The organism is Streptomyces sp. SID11385 (genome assembly GCF_010548245.1).
Taxonomy (GTDB): Bacteria; Actinomycetota; Actinomycetes; order Streptomycetales; family Streptomycetaceae; genus Streptomyces.
The window spans coordinates 1-15505 of the sequence record NZ_JAAGLR010000366.1 but is presented as its reverse complement, the minus strand read 5'-3'; the positions used below and the strand labels follow the sequence as shown (position 1 = coordinate 15505).

Sequence of the window (15505 nt, the reverse complement as noted above, 5' to 3'; positions counted from 1 at the left end):
GGCCCGCCGAGCCGCCCGCGCCGCGCCGCGACCGGGGCGGATGGCGCACCTCCGCGCCGGTCTTCGCGCTGCCCACGCTGCTCGCGCTCGTCATGCTCCTGCCGGGGCTCGGCGACCGCCAGCTGTGGCGCGACGAGCACGCGACCTGGTGGGCGGCCTCGCTGTCGCTGCACGACCTGAGCGTCCTCACCAAGTCCATCGACATCGTCTTCATCCCGTACTACCTCGGGATGCACCTCTGGATCGCCGTCTTCGGCGACTCCGAGGCGGCCCTGCGCATCCCCGGCGCGCTCGCCATGGCGGCGGCGGCCGGGCTCCTCGGACTGCTCGGGCGGCACCTGTTCACCGCGCGCGTCGGCCTCGTCGCCGGGCTCGCCTTCGCGGTGGTCCCGGGCATCACGCGGTACGGGCAGGAAGTGCGCCCGTACGCCTTCGCCGTGGCCGCCGTGCTCGCCTCGACGCTGCTGCTCCTGCGGCTGCTCGAACGCCACGGCTTCAAGGGCTGGTGCGCGTACGCGCTCACCGTGCCGCTCATCGGCTGGAGCCACCTCGCCTCGCTGTGCGTCCTCGCCGCCCACCTCGCCTTCGTCGTCCGCGCCCGCCGCGCGGGGGACCGCATCGCGGGCTGGGCGTGGACGGCCGCCGCGCTCATCGGGCTGTGCCTCGTGCTCCCGATGGCGCTCGCGGGCAGTGGGCAGAGCGGGCAGATCGCGTGGAACAACCCGACGCTCCACGACCTCCAGACGTACCCGGAGCAGCTCTTCGGGAGCTGGGCGGTCGCCGTCCCGGTCCTCGTCCTCGCGGTCGTGGGGGCGCTGTTCGTCCGCGAGCACGTGCTGCCCTTCGCGCTGTGGACGGTGCTGCCGCCGCTGCTCACCTTCGCGACCGCCGCGCAGCTCCACCTCTTCCTGCCGCGCTACCTGCTCTTCACCGTGCCCGCCTGGGTGCTGCTCGCCGCGGCGGCGCTCGGCCGCGCGGGCGGGCGGCTGAACGGCGAGGGGCCGCGCGCGCTGCGGACCGGCGGGCTCGTCCTCGGGCTCGTCGCGGTCGCCGGGCTGACCCTCGCGGCCCAGCCGGGGCTGCGCACCGCGCGCGCCGACATCGCGGGCGAGCCGGACTTCCGGGGCGCCGCCACGTACCTCCTCGCGCACCAGAAGAAGGGCGACGCGCTCGCGTACGGCGGCACCTTCTCCGAGCGGCGCGCGCTCGACTACGAGCTGCGCGACGCGGCGACGCGCCCCAAGGACGTGCTCGTCTACCGGACCCCGCAGGAGCTGGGGTCCTACGGGGCGCAGGAGTGCCCGCGCCCCGCGAGCTGCCTCGCCACCACGAAGCGCCTGTGGCTCGTGACGACCGCGTTCGGCAGCGACCCGTACGGGGACATGCCGCGCGCCAACGCGAAGGCGATCCGCGCCGGTTTCCGCCTCGCGGACACCGCGAAACTCCACAACGTCAGGGTCCTGCTGTACACGCGCAGCGCGGCGGACAAGCCCCGCGACGACGGCGCCGCCGACCGCGCGGTGCACGCCTCCTGACCTCCCCCCACCTCCCCCTTCCCGTCCCTTTCCGCCGAGGAGCAAGCCCGTGAGCCAGTCGTCAGCCGCACCGGACACGCCGGAGAACGCCGCGCCGGGCGACGCCGCGCGCGTCACCGTCGTCATGCCCACGTACAACGAGGCGGCGAACCTGCCGCGCATGGCCGAGGCCGTCCTCGCGCTGCCGCTGCCCGGGCTCCAGCTCAAGATCGTCGACGACTCCAGCCCGGACGGGACGGGGGAGCTGGCGGACGAGCTGGCCGAGAAGTACAACGCGGGGGCGGGCGCGGGCCGCCCTCGGATGACCGTGCTCCACCGCACCGAGAAGGACGGCCTGGGGCGCGCGTACGTCGCGGGGATGAGCGCGGCACTGGAGGAGGACGCCGAGTTCGTCGTCCAGATGGACGCCGACGGGAGCCACCCGGTGGAGGCGGTCGTCCGGATGCTCGCCGCCGCGCGCGCCGAGGACGCCGGGCTCGTCGTGGGCAGCCGGTACGTCGAGGGCGGGCAGCTCGACGAGGAGTGGGGGCGCCACCGCGTGCTGCTCTCGCGCTTCGCCAACGCCTACGCGCGCGCCGTGCTCGGCAGTGACATCCGCGACATCACCGCGGGCTACAACCTGTGGTCGGCCGCGACCCTGCGCGACCTCGACCTCGCGACGCTCGACAGCGCGGGCTACAGCTTCCAGGTCGAGCTGAAGTACAAGGCGACGCGCGCCGGGTACCGCGCCGTCGAGGTCCCCATCCGCTTCGAGGAGCGGACGGAGGGGGCCTCGAAGATGACGCTGCGGACGCAACTGGAGAGCGCGCTGGTGCCGTTGCGGCTGCGGATGCGGGGGGATCGCTGAGGGCCTTACGGGGCGGTCCGGGCGCCGCTTCGGCGTGACCGGTGCCGCTTCCGCATGGCGGGTGGGGCCTTACGGGGCCGGGGACGCCGCCGCCTTCGAGGCCGCCGCGACGCCGCGGGCGTAGATCTGCCGGAAGGTGTACGTCGACAGCTCGTCGCCCGCCCGGAAGACGTCCGTGTCGGCCTTCGTGACCGCCTTGCCGTTCTTGAAGCCGCCCACCGTGAGGTACACGTACCGCGCGTAGGCGTTGGTGGTGCTGCGGCACACCGTCGTGCGGCAGAAGACGGGGACCCCGCCCCCCGGCAGCGAGGCGACGTTCCCGCGCGCCTGCTCCTTCGCCTTCGCCGCGGCCCCCGCCGAGTCGAAGACCGCGACACCGACGGTGACGGCGACCCCGCCCTTCGTGTACGTCGCGCGCAGCAGCTGCCGGCAGCCGTTCGCCTTCAGCACCCCGCCGAGCGCCCCCTGGGCCGCCGCCGCGCAGTCGCCCGTCGCGGCGAGGGGGCCCTTGTCGTACGTACCGCCGTCGAGCCGCAGCTCACCGCCGGGGAAGAGGCCCGCGGCCGTGAGCGGCGCCGTGTCGCGGGCCGCGCTGTTGAGGTACTCGCTGGGGCTCGGGACGGGGCGGGGCGCGACCGAGGAGAAGCGGGGGCTCGCGCTCGTGGAGGGGCTGGGGAGCGTCGCGGTGGGCGGGAGGCTCTTGTGCGCCGCGTCGCTCTTCGTACCGTCGTCCTTGTTCACCGTGACGACGACGGTCGCGACGATCGCCGCGACGAGCCCGGTCGCGACGACGCCGAAGGCCGTCCACAGCACGGTCCTGCGGCGTTTCGCCCGCGCGTTCTCCTCCGCGAGCGCGTTCCAGTCCGGGGACTGCCCGCCCGTACCGAAGCCGCCGCCGTCACCGCGTCCGTCACCATGGGGTCCCCCGTGCCCAAAGCTCATGGCGCGCATACTAGTCACACCGCGCGCGGACGGATCTCGGTGCGACGGGCATGACGATTTTGACCCGTACGGGGACTGGCGGGTAGCCTGGCTCCTCGTTGTGTATTGGCTTGCTCATTCTCACGTGAGGGGCCCTTACACCGGTCCACCAAGCCGATGACCAGCGGTACGCACGCGTTTGCGTCGACGAGTGCGTCCAGGGCTGTCGTGATCGTCCGTGGTGGCCATGTCAGGACCCCCTCCCTGGCCGTTCTCGGTCCGGGAGACACCCATCACAGAAGAAGCGAAGGCTACGACCAGTGCGTACGTACAGCCCCAAGCCCGGCGATGTGACTCGCCAGTGGCACGTCATCGACGCCCGGGACGTTGTCCTGGGCCGTCTGGCGTCGACCGCCGCCAGCCTCCTTCGGGGCAAGCACAAGCCGATCTACGCCCCCCACGTCGACACCGGTGACTTCGTCGTCATCATCAACGCCGACAAGGTGCACCTCTCCGGCAACAAGCGGACCCAGAAGCTCGCCTACCGTCACTCGGGTTACCCGGGCGGTCTGCGTTCGGTCCGTTACGACGACCTCCTCGCGAACAACCCGGAGAAGGCCGTCGAGAAGGCCGTCAAGGGCATGCTCCCGAAGAACACCCTCGGCCGTCAGATGCTCTCGAAGCTGAAGGTCTACGCGGGCGAGCAGCACCCGCACGGTGCGCAGCAGCCGCAGCCGTTCGAGATCACTCAGGTCGCGCAGTAAGTCCGGCCACCCCCTAAGACACGCAGAATTCTGAGGAGCATCGTGGCCGAGACCACCGCCGAGCAGCCGATCGAAGAGGCTGTCGACGTCGAGCAGTACACCACCGAGTCCGAGGTCCCCGTCGAGGGCGAGTACACCTCGGAGTCCCTCGCCTCCGCCTTCGGCGAGCCGCAGCCGGCCGCTGGCCTGGGCCGTCGCAAGAACGCGATCGCCCGCGTCCGGATCGTTCCGGGCTCCGGCAAGTGGAAGATCAACGGTCGCACCCTTGAGGACTACTTCCCCAACAAGGTGCACCAGCAGGAAGTCAACGAGCCCTTCAAGGTGCTCGAACTCGACAACCGCTACGACGTCATCGCCCGCATCGCGGGTGGCGGCGTCTCGGGTCAGGCCGGCGCCCTGCGCCTCGGCGTGGCCCGCGCGCTGAACGAGGCCGACGTGGACAACAACCGCGGCGCCCTCAAGAAGGCGGGCTTCCTCCGCCGCGACGACCGTGCCGTCGAGCGCAAGAAGGCCGGTCTCAAGAAGGCCCGCAAGGCCCCGCAGTACAGCAAGCGCTGATCGCGGCCCTTGCCGTATCGCTTGTTCGCCCCGGCGGCACGTTCCGTGTCGTCGGGGCGTTCGCGTTTCCGGGTGCGCGTTTTTCGGGGCGTTCGTGTTCCGGGGCGTGCGCGTTTCCGGGCGTTCGAGTTCCGGGGGTGTGCGCGTTTTCGGGGCGTGCGCGGGGGGCGTGTGGAGGCATCGGGGGGTGTCCGGTGGCGTGCGCGGACGGCGGGACGAGACCGCTGGGTGTGCGCGGGAGCCGGGGCGGGACCGGTGGGGCCTGCGAAGGTGCCCGGTCGTGCCCGGCGGACGCGCGATGTCCCCGGGGGAACCCGGCCCATGCGGTATGACGTATAACAACTGATGTGCGAAGTGCGGCGGCCCGGTGAACGGCGGGGTCGCTCGTGACAGCGAGCGGGAGGAATCCAGGTGGGACGGCTCTTCGGGACGGACGGCGTACGCGGGGTCGCGGGCGTCGATCTGACGGCCGAGCTCGCGCTCGGGCTCGCGGTCGCGGCCGCACACGTACTGGGGGAGGTCGGGAGCAGGCCGGGGCACCGGCCGACCGCCGTGGTGGGGCGCGATCCGCGCGCCTCGGGCGAGTTCCTGGAGTCCGCGGTCGTCGCGGGCCTCGCGAGCGCCGGGGTCGACGTGCTGCGCGTCGGCGTCCTGCCCACGCCCGCCATCGCGCACCTGACCGGGGTGCTCGGCGCCGACTTCGGCGTCATGCTCTCGGCGAGCCACAACGCCATGCCCGACAACGGCATCAAGTTCCTCGCCCGCGGCGGGCACAAGCTCGCCGACGAGCTGGAGGACCGCATCGAGGCCCAGTACCACCGCCACCGCGAGCCCGGTGCCACGGAGTGGTCGCGGCCGACCGGCGCGGACGTCGGCCGGGTCCGTGACTACGACGAGGGCTTCGACCAGTACGTCGCGCACCTCGTGGCCGTCCTCCCCAACCGTCTCGACGGCCTGCGCGTCGTCCTCGACGAGGCGCACGGTGCCGCCGCCCGCGTCTCCCCGGAGGCGTTCGCGCGCGCCGGGGCCGAGGTCATCACGACGATCGGCACCGAGCCCGACGGCCTCAACATCAACGACGGCGTCGGCTCCACGCACCTCGCCCAGCTCCAGGCCGCCGTCGTCGCCCACCAGGCGGACTTCGGCATCGCGCACGACGGCGACGCCGACCGCTGCCTCGCCGTCGACGCCGAGGGCCGCGAGATCGACGGCGACCAGATCCTCGCCGTCCTCGCACTCGCGATGCGCGAGCACGGGACGCTCCGCAAGAACACCGTCGTCGCCACCGTCATGTCGAACCTCGGCTTCAAGCTCGCCATGGAGCGCGAGGGCGTGCACTTCGAGGAGACGGGCGTCGGCGACCGGTACGTGCTCGAACGCATGAAGGCGCAGGGGTACGCGCTCGGCGGCGAGCAGTCCGGGCACGTCATCCTCCTCGACCACGCCACGACGGGCGACGGCACCCTCACCGGGCTCATGCTCGCCGCGCGCATGGCCGAGACCGGGCGCTCCCTCGCCGACCTCGCCTCCGTCGTCACGCGCCTGCCGCAGGTCCTCGTCAACGTCCCCGACGTCGACCGCACCCGCGTCGCCTCGGCGCCCGAACTCCGCACCGCCGTCGAGGAGGCCGAGCACGCCCTCGGCACGACGGGCCGCGTCCTGCTCCGCCCCTCCGGCACCGAGCCGCTCGTGCGGGTCATGGTCGAGGCGGCGGACATCGAGCAGGCCCGCTCGGTCGCGAGCGGACTCGCGGACGTCGTGAAGTCGACGCTGGGCTAGTACGAGCCCTTCCCCCTGTCACCGGCGCGGTGGCGGGTGCCCCGGACACCGGGTCGCCCGCCACCGCGCCGTTTTCGTGTGCCCGTGTCCGGCCCCGTCGTTTGACAAGCCTGGAATGTCGTTCCACCATGGCTGTGGAACGACATTCCAGGATGATCAGAAGGAGCAGTCATGGCACTTCAGGACCAGCCCGCCTACCTCATCAAGATGCGCGCCAAGCCCGGCCTCGGCGACAAGCTGTTCGCCCTGGCGACCGAGGGCATGGAGAAGTCGGGGGCCTCGGACCGCTTCACCATCGTGCGCGAGGACGACGACCCGGACGTCCTGTGGAACGTCGAGATCTTCCGCAGCCACGAGGCGAAGGACGCCTACGAGAACAGCCCGCTCGCCGACGAACTCCGCGACGAGATCATCGGCCTGCTCGCCGAGCCCCCGACGCGGATCAACGTCCACCCGTACGCGGCGGCGCCGGTCGTGGAGGGCTGAGGTTACGCGGGCCGAGGTATTGCGTGTGGCGGTGCGGCGAGGGGGTGGGGCCGCGGTGTGCGCGGTCCGCGCCCGTACGATCCCCGCATGCTGCATGTGCGTGTCATCGTTCCGGCCCGCCGCACCGAGGAGTTGCTGAGCCTGCTGCGCGGGAGCGTGGGGGTGACCCACCTCGTCGTCCTGTCCGGGGCCGCCCGCGAGCCCGCGGGCGATCTCGTCGAGTGCGAGGTCGCCCGCGAGGCGGCCGACGAACTCCTGGACCGGCTCCAGGAGTTCCGGCTCGGCGAGGACGGCGGGATCACCGCGGAGCACCTCGACCTGACCCTTTCGCGACCCGCCGAGCAAGCCGCGCGCGAGGCGCCGGGGGACGCCGCCGACGCCGTCGTGTGGCAGGAGCTGAGCGACGCGAGCAACGAGGACGCGACGCTCACCGTCACCTACCTCGCCTTCCTCGCCCTCGCGACGATGATCGCCGCCTGCGGGGTCATGCTCGACAACGCGATCCTCGTCGTCGGCGCCATGGCGATCGGCCCCGAGTTCGGGCCGCTCGCCGGGATCTCCACGTCGCTCGTGCGCCGCGCCCCGCGTCTCGCCGCCCGTTCGCTGCTCGCCCTCGTCGTGGGCTTCCTCGTCGCCATCGCGGTGACGGTCCTCTTCGGCCTGCTGATGGACGGCTGGGGCCTGTTCAGCCACGCGCGCCTCGACGCGCGGCGCCCCAACACCGGCTTCGTCTACGCGCCCGACGCGCTCTCCTTCGTCGTGGCCGTCCTCGCCGGGATCGCCGGCACCCTCTCGCTGACCTCCTCGAAGTCCGGGCTGCTCGTCGGCGTGGCGATCTCGGTGACGACGGTGCCGGCCGCGGCGAACGCGGCCGTCGCGCTCTCGTACGGCGAGTTCGGCCAGATGCGGGGCTCTCTCGGACAACTCGGCCTCAACCTCTTCGGCATCGTCCTCGCCGGCACCCTGACCCTGCTCGCCCAGCGGCTGCTGTGGTCGGAGCTGCGCGAGAAGACCGGCGGGGGCGGACGGCGCCGGGCCTGACCCGGGGCGCGGCCGAAGGCGACCGTGCGGCATGCTGGAGGTCTGTCAACTCCCTGTCAGCAGCGTCAGGTTCGCCCCACGAAGGACCGCATTCATGAGTTACGACCCCCGCGTCGACACCAGCAGGCCGCACCCCGCGCGCGTCTACGACTGGCTGCTCGGGGGTGTGGACAACTTCCCGGCCGACCGCGCCGTGGGGGAGGGCCTGCCCGCCGCCGCGCGGCAGAACGCCCGGTGGAACCGGCAGTTCATGCACCGCGCGGCGCGGTACGTGGCCGGGCGCGGCGTACGGCAGTACCTCGACATCGGCACCGGTATCCCGACCGAGCCGAACCTCCACCAGGTCGTGCAGGGGCTCGTCCCGAGCGCCCGGATCGTTTACGCGGACAACGACCCGCTCGTGCTCGCGCACTCCGCCGCGCTCCTCGTCGGCACGCCCGAGGGCGCCACGCACTACCTCGACGCGGACGTGCGCGCACCGGCCGAACTCCTCGACCGGGCCAGTGACTTCCTCGACCTCGGGCAGCCCGTCGCGCTCTCCCTCGTGGCGCTGCTGCACTTCCTGCCCGAGGACCAGGACCCGTACGGCGTCGTGCGCACGCTCGTCTCCCGGCTGGCGCCCGGGAGCTACCTCGTCCTGACGCACGGCACCGCGGACGAGCACCCCGAGCTGGAGGAGACGACGAAGGACAGCTACCGGCGCGGCGCGATCCCGCTGCGGATGCGGACGCGCCACGAGGTCGAGCGGTTCTTCACCGGGCTCGACCTCGTCGTCCCCGGACTGGTCACGGCCAACTACTGGTACCAGGAGGGGGACCGGGTGCCGCCGCAGGAGCGGAGCGGGTTCTGGGCGGGGGTGGCGCGGGTGCCGTAGGGGTGGTGCGGGGGCCCGTCGTGGCGGGCGGCCCGCCGGCGCGTGGGGCGGGCGCCGGCGGGAGCCCTCGGCGACGGCTCAGAGCTTCGACGTGATCCGGTCGAGCGGCACGTACTTGAAGTTCTGGTTGCCGCTGCTGCCCGGCGTCGAGTTGGAGCCGTCCTGGCAGACGAAGAGGCCGTTCGGGAAGGCGGAGCCCAGCGGCTTGTCGCTCGCGTCGATGCCGTCCGTGTCCGAGCAGCCGTCCGTCGCACTGCCGCTCGCGACCGAGAAACGGCCCTGGTAGGCGCCGCTCGTGCGGTCGTAGACGGTGTAGTCGTCGCTGCCCTGCGAGGACGCGAACAGGTGTGTGCCCGCCGCCGTGATGCCCTCGACGTCCGCGGTGAGGTGGCCGCCGGACGCGGTCGAGTCGAAGAGCGTGCGGCTCGTACCGGCGCCGGGCTCGGCCCCGTACTTCCAGATCCCCGTGTCCTCCTCGCCGACGTAGAGCGCGCCGGTCCTCTCGTCCGCGTAGCAGCCCTCGATCTCGTCGCCGACGTCGAAGAGACGCACGGACGTCGCGGTGACGCTGTTGCCGCTGACCTTCAGCTCCCACTGCTCCAAGCGGCCCGAGGGGGAGTTGGGGTAGGCGTAGAGCTTCCCCGTGGACGGCGAGCGGTACATGCAGATGCCGTGCGCGGTGACCTCGGTGGCGACGTCCTTGAGGTGCGTGAGCTGCCGGGTCGCGGGGTCGATGCGGTAGATGTGCATCGCGCCGTCGCCGTCCTCGGCCTCGTCGTCGGCCGAGACGACGATGTCGTCCCGTACGTCCACGTTGTTGCCGTAGTCGCCGCTGATCCGCTGGAGCCGCTTGCCCGCGAGGTCGTACACCTCCAGGGCGCCCTTCTTGTCGGTCGCGACGACGGCCGACTTCGCCGGATCGCCCGGGTTGACCCAGATCGCCGGGTCGTCGGCGGCGTCACCACTGTGCCCGACGGGCTCGGTCTCGACGGTGGCGGTCACGGAGAACGCGGGAGCGGCGGCGAGCGCGGCGGGCGCGAGGAGGGCGAGGGCGGCGGTGGAGACGAGGAGGGGGGCGACGAGGCGTCGGGGGCGCATGGGAGCCTTCCGGGGTCCGGGTTCCTGGTGGGGTACGAGCACCCGGAATCTACGGCCGCGCCGCGGTACGGGGGGCCAACGAGCGGTGAACTTCCCGCGCGCGGGGGCGATATCAGGACGGGGGTGGGGGAGGGGCGCGGGTGGCTGCGGTGGCTGCGGTGGGTTCGGTGGCGCCGGTCGGCCCGGCGGGCTCCGGTGGGTTTGGCGTGGCGTCAGAGCTTGCGCAGGCGGACGCGTTGGACCTTGTGGTCGGGGCCCTTGCGTATGACGAGGGTCGCGCGGCCCCGGGTCGGTGCCACGTTCTCGATCAGGTTCGGCTCGTTGATGGTGCGCCAGGTCCGCCGGGCGTAGGCGAGGGCTTCCTCCTTGGAGACCTGGGTGTACTTGCGGAAGTACGAGGACGGGTCCTGGAAGGCCGTCTCGCGCAGGCGGCGGAAGCGGTTGAGGTACCACTCGCGGATGTCCTGCGGGCGCGCGTCCACGTAGACGCTGAAGTCGAAGTAGTCCGCGAGGCCGACCCGGGTGCGGCCGTCGCTGCCCGGCAGGGCGGGCTGGAGGACGTTGAGGCCCTCCACGATCAGGATGTCCGGACGCGCCACCGTGAGGCGTTCGCCGGGCACGATGTCGTAGGTCAGGTGCGAGTAGACGGGCGCGGTCACGTTGTCCTTGCCGGCCTTCACGTCCGCGACGAAGCGGGTGAGCGCGCGGCGGTCGTACGACTCCGGGAAGCCCTTGCGCGCCATGAGGCCGCGCTTCTCCAGCTCCGCCATCGGCAGCAAAAAGCCGTCCGTCGTGACCAGCTCGACGCGCGGGTGCTCCGGCCACCGCGCGAGCAGCGCCTGCAACAGGCGCGCGACGGTGGATTTGCCGACCGCGACGCTCCCCGCCACACCGATCACGAACGGCGTGCCGTACTGCGTGCCCTGCTCGCCCAGGAAGGTGTTGAGCGAGCCGCGCAGGGCGTCGTTGGCGTCCACGTACAGGTTCAGCAGGCGCGAGAGCGGCAGGTAGACGTCCCGTACCTCGTCGAGGTCGATGACGTCGCCGAGGCCGCGCAGCTTCTCGACCTCGGCGGCCGTCAGCGGCAGCGGGGTCTTGGCGCGCAGCGCGCTCCACTCGTCCCTGGTCAGATCCACGTAGGGAGTCGCCTCCGGCCTGCGGTGGGCGCTCCTCGGGGGTGAGGTGATCACACGAACCATTGTTGCGCCCATGTTGCGTGCGGCGGGGGTGGGGTGCGTCACGCGGCCGGGGGTCTCCGGGGCGTCCGGGGCGTCCGGGGTGTCCGGGGTGTCCGGGGCTTCCGGAGCGCCCGGGCCTCCGGGGAGGGGGCGTCCGGGGGCGCGCGACTATGGATTTTCTGTGTGCGTCGCGAGTAGGTTCGGCCCTCGGGGGGTGGCGCGCATGGGGCGTATGCGGTGGTGGCGTCGTGACGGAGCGCGACGAGAGAGTGGGCGCGGGGCGGGCGCGGGGCGCCACGGCCGGCGCGAGCAGCGGCTCGCCGCGCTCGTCGAGGACCTGCCCGACGAGGACATAGGCGAGGACCTGGAGGCGCAGGCGGACGCCTACCGCTTCGGCAGCAAACCGCGCTGCGAGGAGGTCGAGTACCTGGCGCTCCTCGCGGAGGCGCGCGAATGAGGCGGGGTGGGGCCGCGTCGCTCTCCGGAGGCGGGTACCCCCGCGCCGTACTCTGCCGTTATGTGCGGAATTGTGGGATATGCCGGAACACAGTCGGCTCTTGACGTCGTCCTCGCCGGGCTGCGTCGCCTGGAGTACCGGGGCTACGACTCGGCGGGCGCCGCCGTGCTCGCGGACGGGGGGCTCGCGACGGCGAAGAAGTCGGGCAAGCTCGCCAACCTGGAGAAGGAGCTGATGGAACGGCCGTTGCCGAGCGCGACGACCGGCATCGGCCACACCCGCTGGGCCACGCACGGCGCGCCCAACGACGCCAACGCCCACCCCCACCTCGACAACGCGGGCCGCGTCGCCGTCGTCCACAACGGCATCATCGAGAACTTCGCCGAACTGCGCGCCGAACTCCGCGCCCGCGGCCACCACCTGGAGTCCGAGACCGACACCGAGACCGTCGCGCACCTCCTCGCCGAGGCGTACGGCTCGCACGGCGATCTCGCGGCGGCGATGCGCCAGGTGTGCGGGCGCCTCCAGGGCGCCTTCACGCTCGTCGCCGTGCACGCCGACGCGCCGGAACGGGTCGTGGGCGCGCGCCGCAACTCCCCGCTCGTCGTCGGCGTCGGCGAGGGCGAGTACTTCCTCGCCTCGGACGTCGCCGCGTTCATCGACCACACGCGCACGGCGATCGAGCTGGGCCAGGACCAGGTCGTCGAGGTGTGGCCGGAGGGCGTCGCCGTCACCGGTTTCGACGGGCTCCCGGCCGAGGTCCGTACGTACCACGTGGACTGGGACGCCTCCGCGGCCGAGAAGTCCGGCTACGCCTCCTTCATGCTCAAGGAGATCGCCGAGCAGCCGAAGGCCGTCGCCGACACCCTCCTCGGCCGTGTCGATGAGTCCGGAACGCTGCTCCTGGACGAGGTGCGGGTCCCGCCCGAGGTGCTGCGCGAGACGTCGAAGATCGTCGTCGTCGCCTGCGGGACCGCCTTCCACGCCGGTCTCATCGCCAAGTACGCCATCGAGCACTGGACCCGGCTGCCCTGCGAGGTGGAGCTGGCCAGCGAGTTCCGCTACCGCGACCCGATCCTCGACCACCGCACGCTCGTCATCGCGATCTCGCAGTCCGGCGAGACGATGGACACGCTCATGGCGCTGCGCCACGCCCGCGAACAGGGCGCGCACGTCCTCGCCATCTGCAACACCAACGGCTCGACGATCCCGCGCGAGTCCGACGCGGTCCTCTACACGCACGCGGGACCCGAGGTCGCCGTCGCCTCCACGAAGGCGTTCCTGACCCAGCTCGTCGCCTGCTACCTCGTCGCGCTGTGGCTCGCGCAGCACCGGGGCGAGAAGTTCGGCGACGAGATCGGCGAAGTCGTCTCGGAGCTCGCCGGCATCCCGGGCGACCTGGAGCGCGTGCTCGAAACGATGGAACCGGTGCGCGAACTGGCGCGCTCCCTCGCCGGGCACGACACGGTCCTCTTCCTGGGCCGCCACGTCGGCTACCCCGTCGCGCTCGAAGGCGCGCTCAAGCTCAAGGAACTCGCGTACATGCACGCGGAGGGCTTCGCCGCCGGCGAGCTGAAGCACGGCCCGATCGCGCTCATCGACCAGGGCCTCCCCGTCGTCGTCCTCGTGCCCTCGCCACGTGGCCGCTCGGTCCTGCACGACAAGATCGTCTCCAACATCCAGGAGATCAGGGCGCGCGGAGCCCGGACGGTCGTCATCGCCGAGGAGGGCGACGAGGCGGTCGCCCCGTACGCCGATCACCTCGTCGAGGTCCCCGAGGTGCCCACACTCCTCCAGCCCCTCGTGGCGACGGTCCCCCTCCAGGTCTTCGCGTGCGAGCTGGCGACCGCGCGGGGGAACGAGGTCGACCAGCCGAGGAACCTGGCGAAGTCGGTGACGGTGGAGTGAGGGGGGAGTGGGGGACGGCGGGTGCGCGGAGTGCGCGGGACGCCTGAGGGGCGACGGGCGTGCCGGGTGGGGCGTGGGCGTGGGGACGGCGTGGGCGGTGGGTGTGCGGGGCCCGGTGGGTAGGGGCTCGCCGGGGCCGGGGCGTAGGTTTTCCCCGGGCCGGGGTTCCGTTCCGGCCGGAGAGGAACGGCTCCCGTGATCATCGGTGTCGGCATCGACGTGGCGGAGATCGACCGCTTCGGGGCGGCGCTGCGCCGCACCCCGCAGCTCGCGGAGCGTCTTTTCACCGGGGGCGAGACCACGCTTCCGGACGGCGAACCACGCGGCATCGCCTCGCTCGCCGCCCGCTTCGCGGCGAAGGAGGCCCTCGCCAAGGCGCTGGGTGCCCCCGCCGGGCTGCGCTGGACCGATGCCGAGGTCTGCGCCGAGCCGGGTGGCCGCCCCTACCTCCGCGTCCGCGGCACGGTCGCGGCACGCGCGGCGGAACTGGGCGTCCGCCACTGGCACGTCTCCCTGAGCCACGACGCCGGCGTGGCCTCGGCGGTCGTGATCGCGGAGGGGTGAGCCCTCCCGCGGACGCGGGGCAGCCCCGTACCGCCCGGCCCGCACGCTCCCGTACCGCCCGGCCCGCACCGTACGGCCCGCACGCTCCCGCACCGCCCGGCCCGCACGCTCCCGTACCGCCCGGCCCTGCGGCTTCCCGGCCGCCCCGCCCCGCACCGCCTAAGCCAGCTCCAGCACCGCGATCCCGCCCAGTACCACCGCGCTCGCGACAAGTCGCCACCTCCCCAGTCGTTCCCGGAACACCACCACCCCGATCACCGCCGCGATCACGATGCTCGTCTCGCGAAGCGCGGCGATGCTCGCCAGATCCCCGTACGCCTGCGCCCCGACGACGAGCCCGTACGCCGCGAGCGACAGCACCCCGCCGAGCACCCCCGTCCGCCACCCCACCCGTATCCGTTCGCCGAAGCGGTCGCGCCAGCGGGCCAGGGCGAGGAGTGGCAGGACGGGGCCCTGGAGCAGGAACATCCAGCCGATGTACCCGAGCACGGTCCCCGCGTCCCGCACCCCCGTCCCGTCCACGACGGTGTAGCTCGCGATCATCACCCCCGTGCCGAGCGCGGCGGCGAGCGCCGGCCACTGGGCCCGCCCCGGCAGGCCGTCCGCGAGGGCGAGCCCCGCGAGGCCCAGGGATATGACGACGACGCCGACCGCCTGCCCCGCCGGCAGCGCCTCGCCGAGCACGACCGTCGAGGCGAGCGCGACGAGCCAGGGCGAGGTGCCGCGCGCTATCGGGTACATCTGGCCGAAGTCGCCGAGCCGGTACGCCTGGAGCAGCAGCCACTGGTAGACGGCTTGCAGGAGCGCCGAGGCGATCAGGAACGGCCAGGCGCGCGCCTCGGGGACGGGGGTGCAGCAGGCGATGAGGGCGCCGCAGACCGTGTAGACGAGGTTGATCATCACGGTGCGGGCCGCTTTGTCGGCGGCCGCGTGCGAGAGCGCGTTCCAGATGGCGTGCAGCAGCGCCGCCGTGAGCACGGCCACGGGGACGGCGGCGGGCATAGGGGTCTCCTTCCACGGATGAGGTCGGCTCGGCCACGCGGTTCCGCGCGGCGCCGTCCCGTTCCCTGCGGCACGGCGGGCGCGGAACTGAATTCCAAGGTACACTATTTTTGTGGAACAGAATTCCGAGAAGAAACCGGCCGACCTCGCCGCGCACATCCGCTCCCACCTCTCGGGGCTGAGCGGCGCCGAGGCGCGCGTCGCGCACACCGTCCTCGACCTGGGGGAACGCCTCGTCGGGCTGAGCGTGAGCGAGGTGGCCGCGCTCGCCGAGACGGCGCCGTCCTCGGTCGTGCGCACGTGCCAGCGGCTCGAATTCCGCGGCTTCCAGGAGCTGAAGATCGCCGCCGCGCGCCAGGCGCCACGCCCAGCGGGAAAGCCAGGAACGGCCGGCGAGACGGACTCCGGGGACGCGGCCGACCCGGCGGCGCGCGCCCTCGCCGCGACGCTCGCCGCGAGCCGCGAGGCGCTCGACGGGCTGCGCACGACGCTG

Annotated in this window: 15 protein-coding genes and 1 pseudogene; 12 read left to right on the top strand and 4 right to left on the bottom strand. The window is 72.8% G+C overall.

Translation table 11 applies throughout. From position 1 onward, the window contains the following. Both G3I42_RS11015 and G3I42_RS11010 read left to right on the top strand, forming a co-directional pair. The coding region (locus tag G3I42_RS11015) for a glycosyltransferase family 39 protein (protein WP_239096383.1) at positions 1–1535 on the top strand (1535 nt) is incomplete at its 5' end. Between the two features lie 49 nt (positions 1536–1584). Further along, positions 1585–2382 (top strand): polyprenol monophosphomannose synthase, encoded by a 798-nt coding sequence (locus G3I42_RS11010; RefSeq protein ID WP_164284889.1) that lies wholly within the window; start codon positions 1585–1587, stop codon positions 2380–2382. Between the two features lie 69 nt (positions 2383–2451). Here G3I42_RS11010 and G3I42_RS11005 read toward each other — a convergent pair whose 3' ends face one another. Further along, entirely contained in the window at positions 2452–3324 is an 873-nt protein-coding gene (locus G3I42_RS11005) for a hypothetical protein (protein WP_164284886.1), read from the bottom strand. A gap of 299 nt (positions 3325–3623) precedes the next feature. Here G3I42_RS11005 and rplM point away from each other — a divergent pair, with 299 nt between their 5' ends. From rplM to G3I42_RS10975, 6 genes are all read left to right on the top strand, one after another. Then, entirely contained in the window at positions 3624–4067 is a 444-nt protein-coding gene (gene rplM, locus G3I42_RS11000) for a 50S ribosomal protein L13 (RefSeq protein WP_008747498.1), read from the top strand. Between the two features lie 42 nt (positions 4068–4109). Further along, a complete protein-coding gene (gene rpsI, locus G3I42_RS10995; protein ID WP_007826038.1) occupies positions 4110–4625 on the top strand; it encodes a 30S ribosomal protein S9 in 516 nt (171 codons plus the stop codon). A 411-nt stretch (positions 4626–5036) separates the two neighbouring features. Further along, positions 5037–6404 (top strand): phosphoglucosamine mutase, encoded by a 1368-nt coding sequence (gene glmM / locus G3I42_RS10990; RefSeq protein WP_164284883.1) that lies wholly within the window; start codon positions 5037–5039, stop codon positions 6402–6404. 171 nt (positions 6405–6575) lie between these two features. After that, the gene (locus G3I42_RS10985; protein ID WP_164284880.1) at positions 6576–6890 is read left to right on the top strand and encodes a hypothetical protein; all 315 of its coding nucleotides are present in this window, start codon (positions 6576–6578) and stop codon (positions 6888–6890) included. A gap of 87 nt (positions 6891–6977) precedes the next feature. Next, complete coding sequence (locus tag G3I42_RS10980; RefSeq protein WP_164284877.1) at positions 6978–7931, top strand: DUF389 domain-containing protein; 954 nt, start codon at positions 6978–6980, stop codon at positions 7929–7931. Positions 7932–8025: 94 nt separating this feature from the next. Next, positions 8026–8805: an SAM-dependent methyltransferase gene (locus tag G3I42_RS10975; protein ID WP_164284875.1), complete on the top strand. Its 780-nt coding sequence runs from the start codon at positions 8026–8028 to the stop codon at positions 8803–8805. A gap of 78 nt (positions 8806–8883) precedes the next feature. Here G3I42_RS10975 and G3I42_RS10970 read toward each other — a convergent pair whose 3' ends face one another. Both G3I42_RS10970 and coaA read right to left on the bottom strand, forming a co-directional pair. After that, positions 8884–9903, bottom strand: a complete 1020-nt coding sequence (locus G3I42_RS10970; protein ID WP_164284871.1) for a phytase — start codon at positions 9901–9903, stop codon at positions 8884–8886. A 212-nt stretch (positions 9904–10115) separates the two neighbouring features. Continuing rightward, positions 10116–11102, bottom strand: coding sequence for a type I pantothenate kinase (gene coaA, locus G3I42_RS10965; RefSeq protein WP_164284868.1), 987 nt, complete (start codon positions 11100–11102; stop codon positions 10116–10118). Between the two features lie 202 nt (positions 11103–11304). Between coaA and G3I42_RS10960 the strand changes: the two genes are divergently transcribed. From G3I42_RS10960 to G3I42_RS10950, 3 genes are all read left to right on the top strand, one after another. Continuing rightward, on the top strand, positions 11305–11538 hold the full coding sequence (locus G3I42_RS10960; protein ID WP_164284856.1) for a hypothetical protein: 234 nt from the start codon (positions 11305–11307) through the stop codon (positions 11536–11538). Between the two features lie 60 nt (positions 11539–11598). Beyond that, positions 11599–13446 carry a glutamine--fructose-6-phosphate transaminase (isomerizing) gene (gene glmS, locus G3I42_RS10955; protein ID WP_164284865.1) on the top strand — a complete coding sequence of 616 codons (1848 nt, stop codon included), beginning with the start codon at positions 11599–11601 and terminating at the stop codon, positions 13444–13446. Positions 13447–13641: 195 nt separating this feature from the next. Continuing rightward, positions 13642–14010 (top strand): holo-ACP synthase, encoded by a 369-nt coding sequence (locus tag G3I42_RS10950; RefSeq protein WP_007826058.1) that lies wholly within the window; start codon positions 13642–13644, stop codon positions 14008–14010. Positions 14011–14169: 159 nt separating this feature from the next. Here the strand turns inward: G3I42_RS10950 and G3I42_RS10945 are convergent, their stop codons facing one another. After that, complete coding sequence (locus G3I42_RS10945; RefSeq protein ID WP_164284862.1) at positions 14170–15012, bottom strand: EamA family transporter; 843 nt, start codon at positions 15010–15012, stop codon at positions 14170–14172. A 112-nt stretch (positions 15013–15124) separates the two neighbouring features. Between G3I42_RS10945 and G3I42_RS10940 the strand changes: the two are divergent. Continuing rightward, positions 15125–15505, top strand: a pseudogene (locus tag G3I42_RS10940) (MurR/RpiR family transcriptional regulator); the annotation flags it as partial.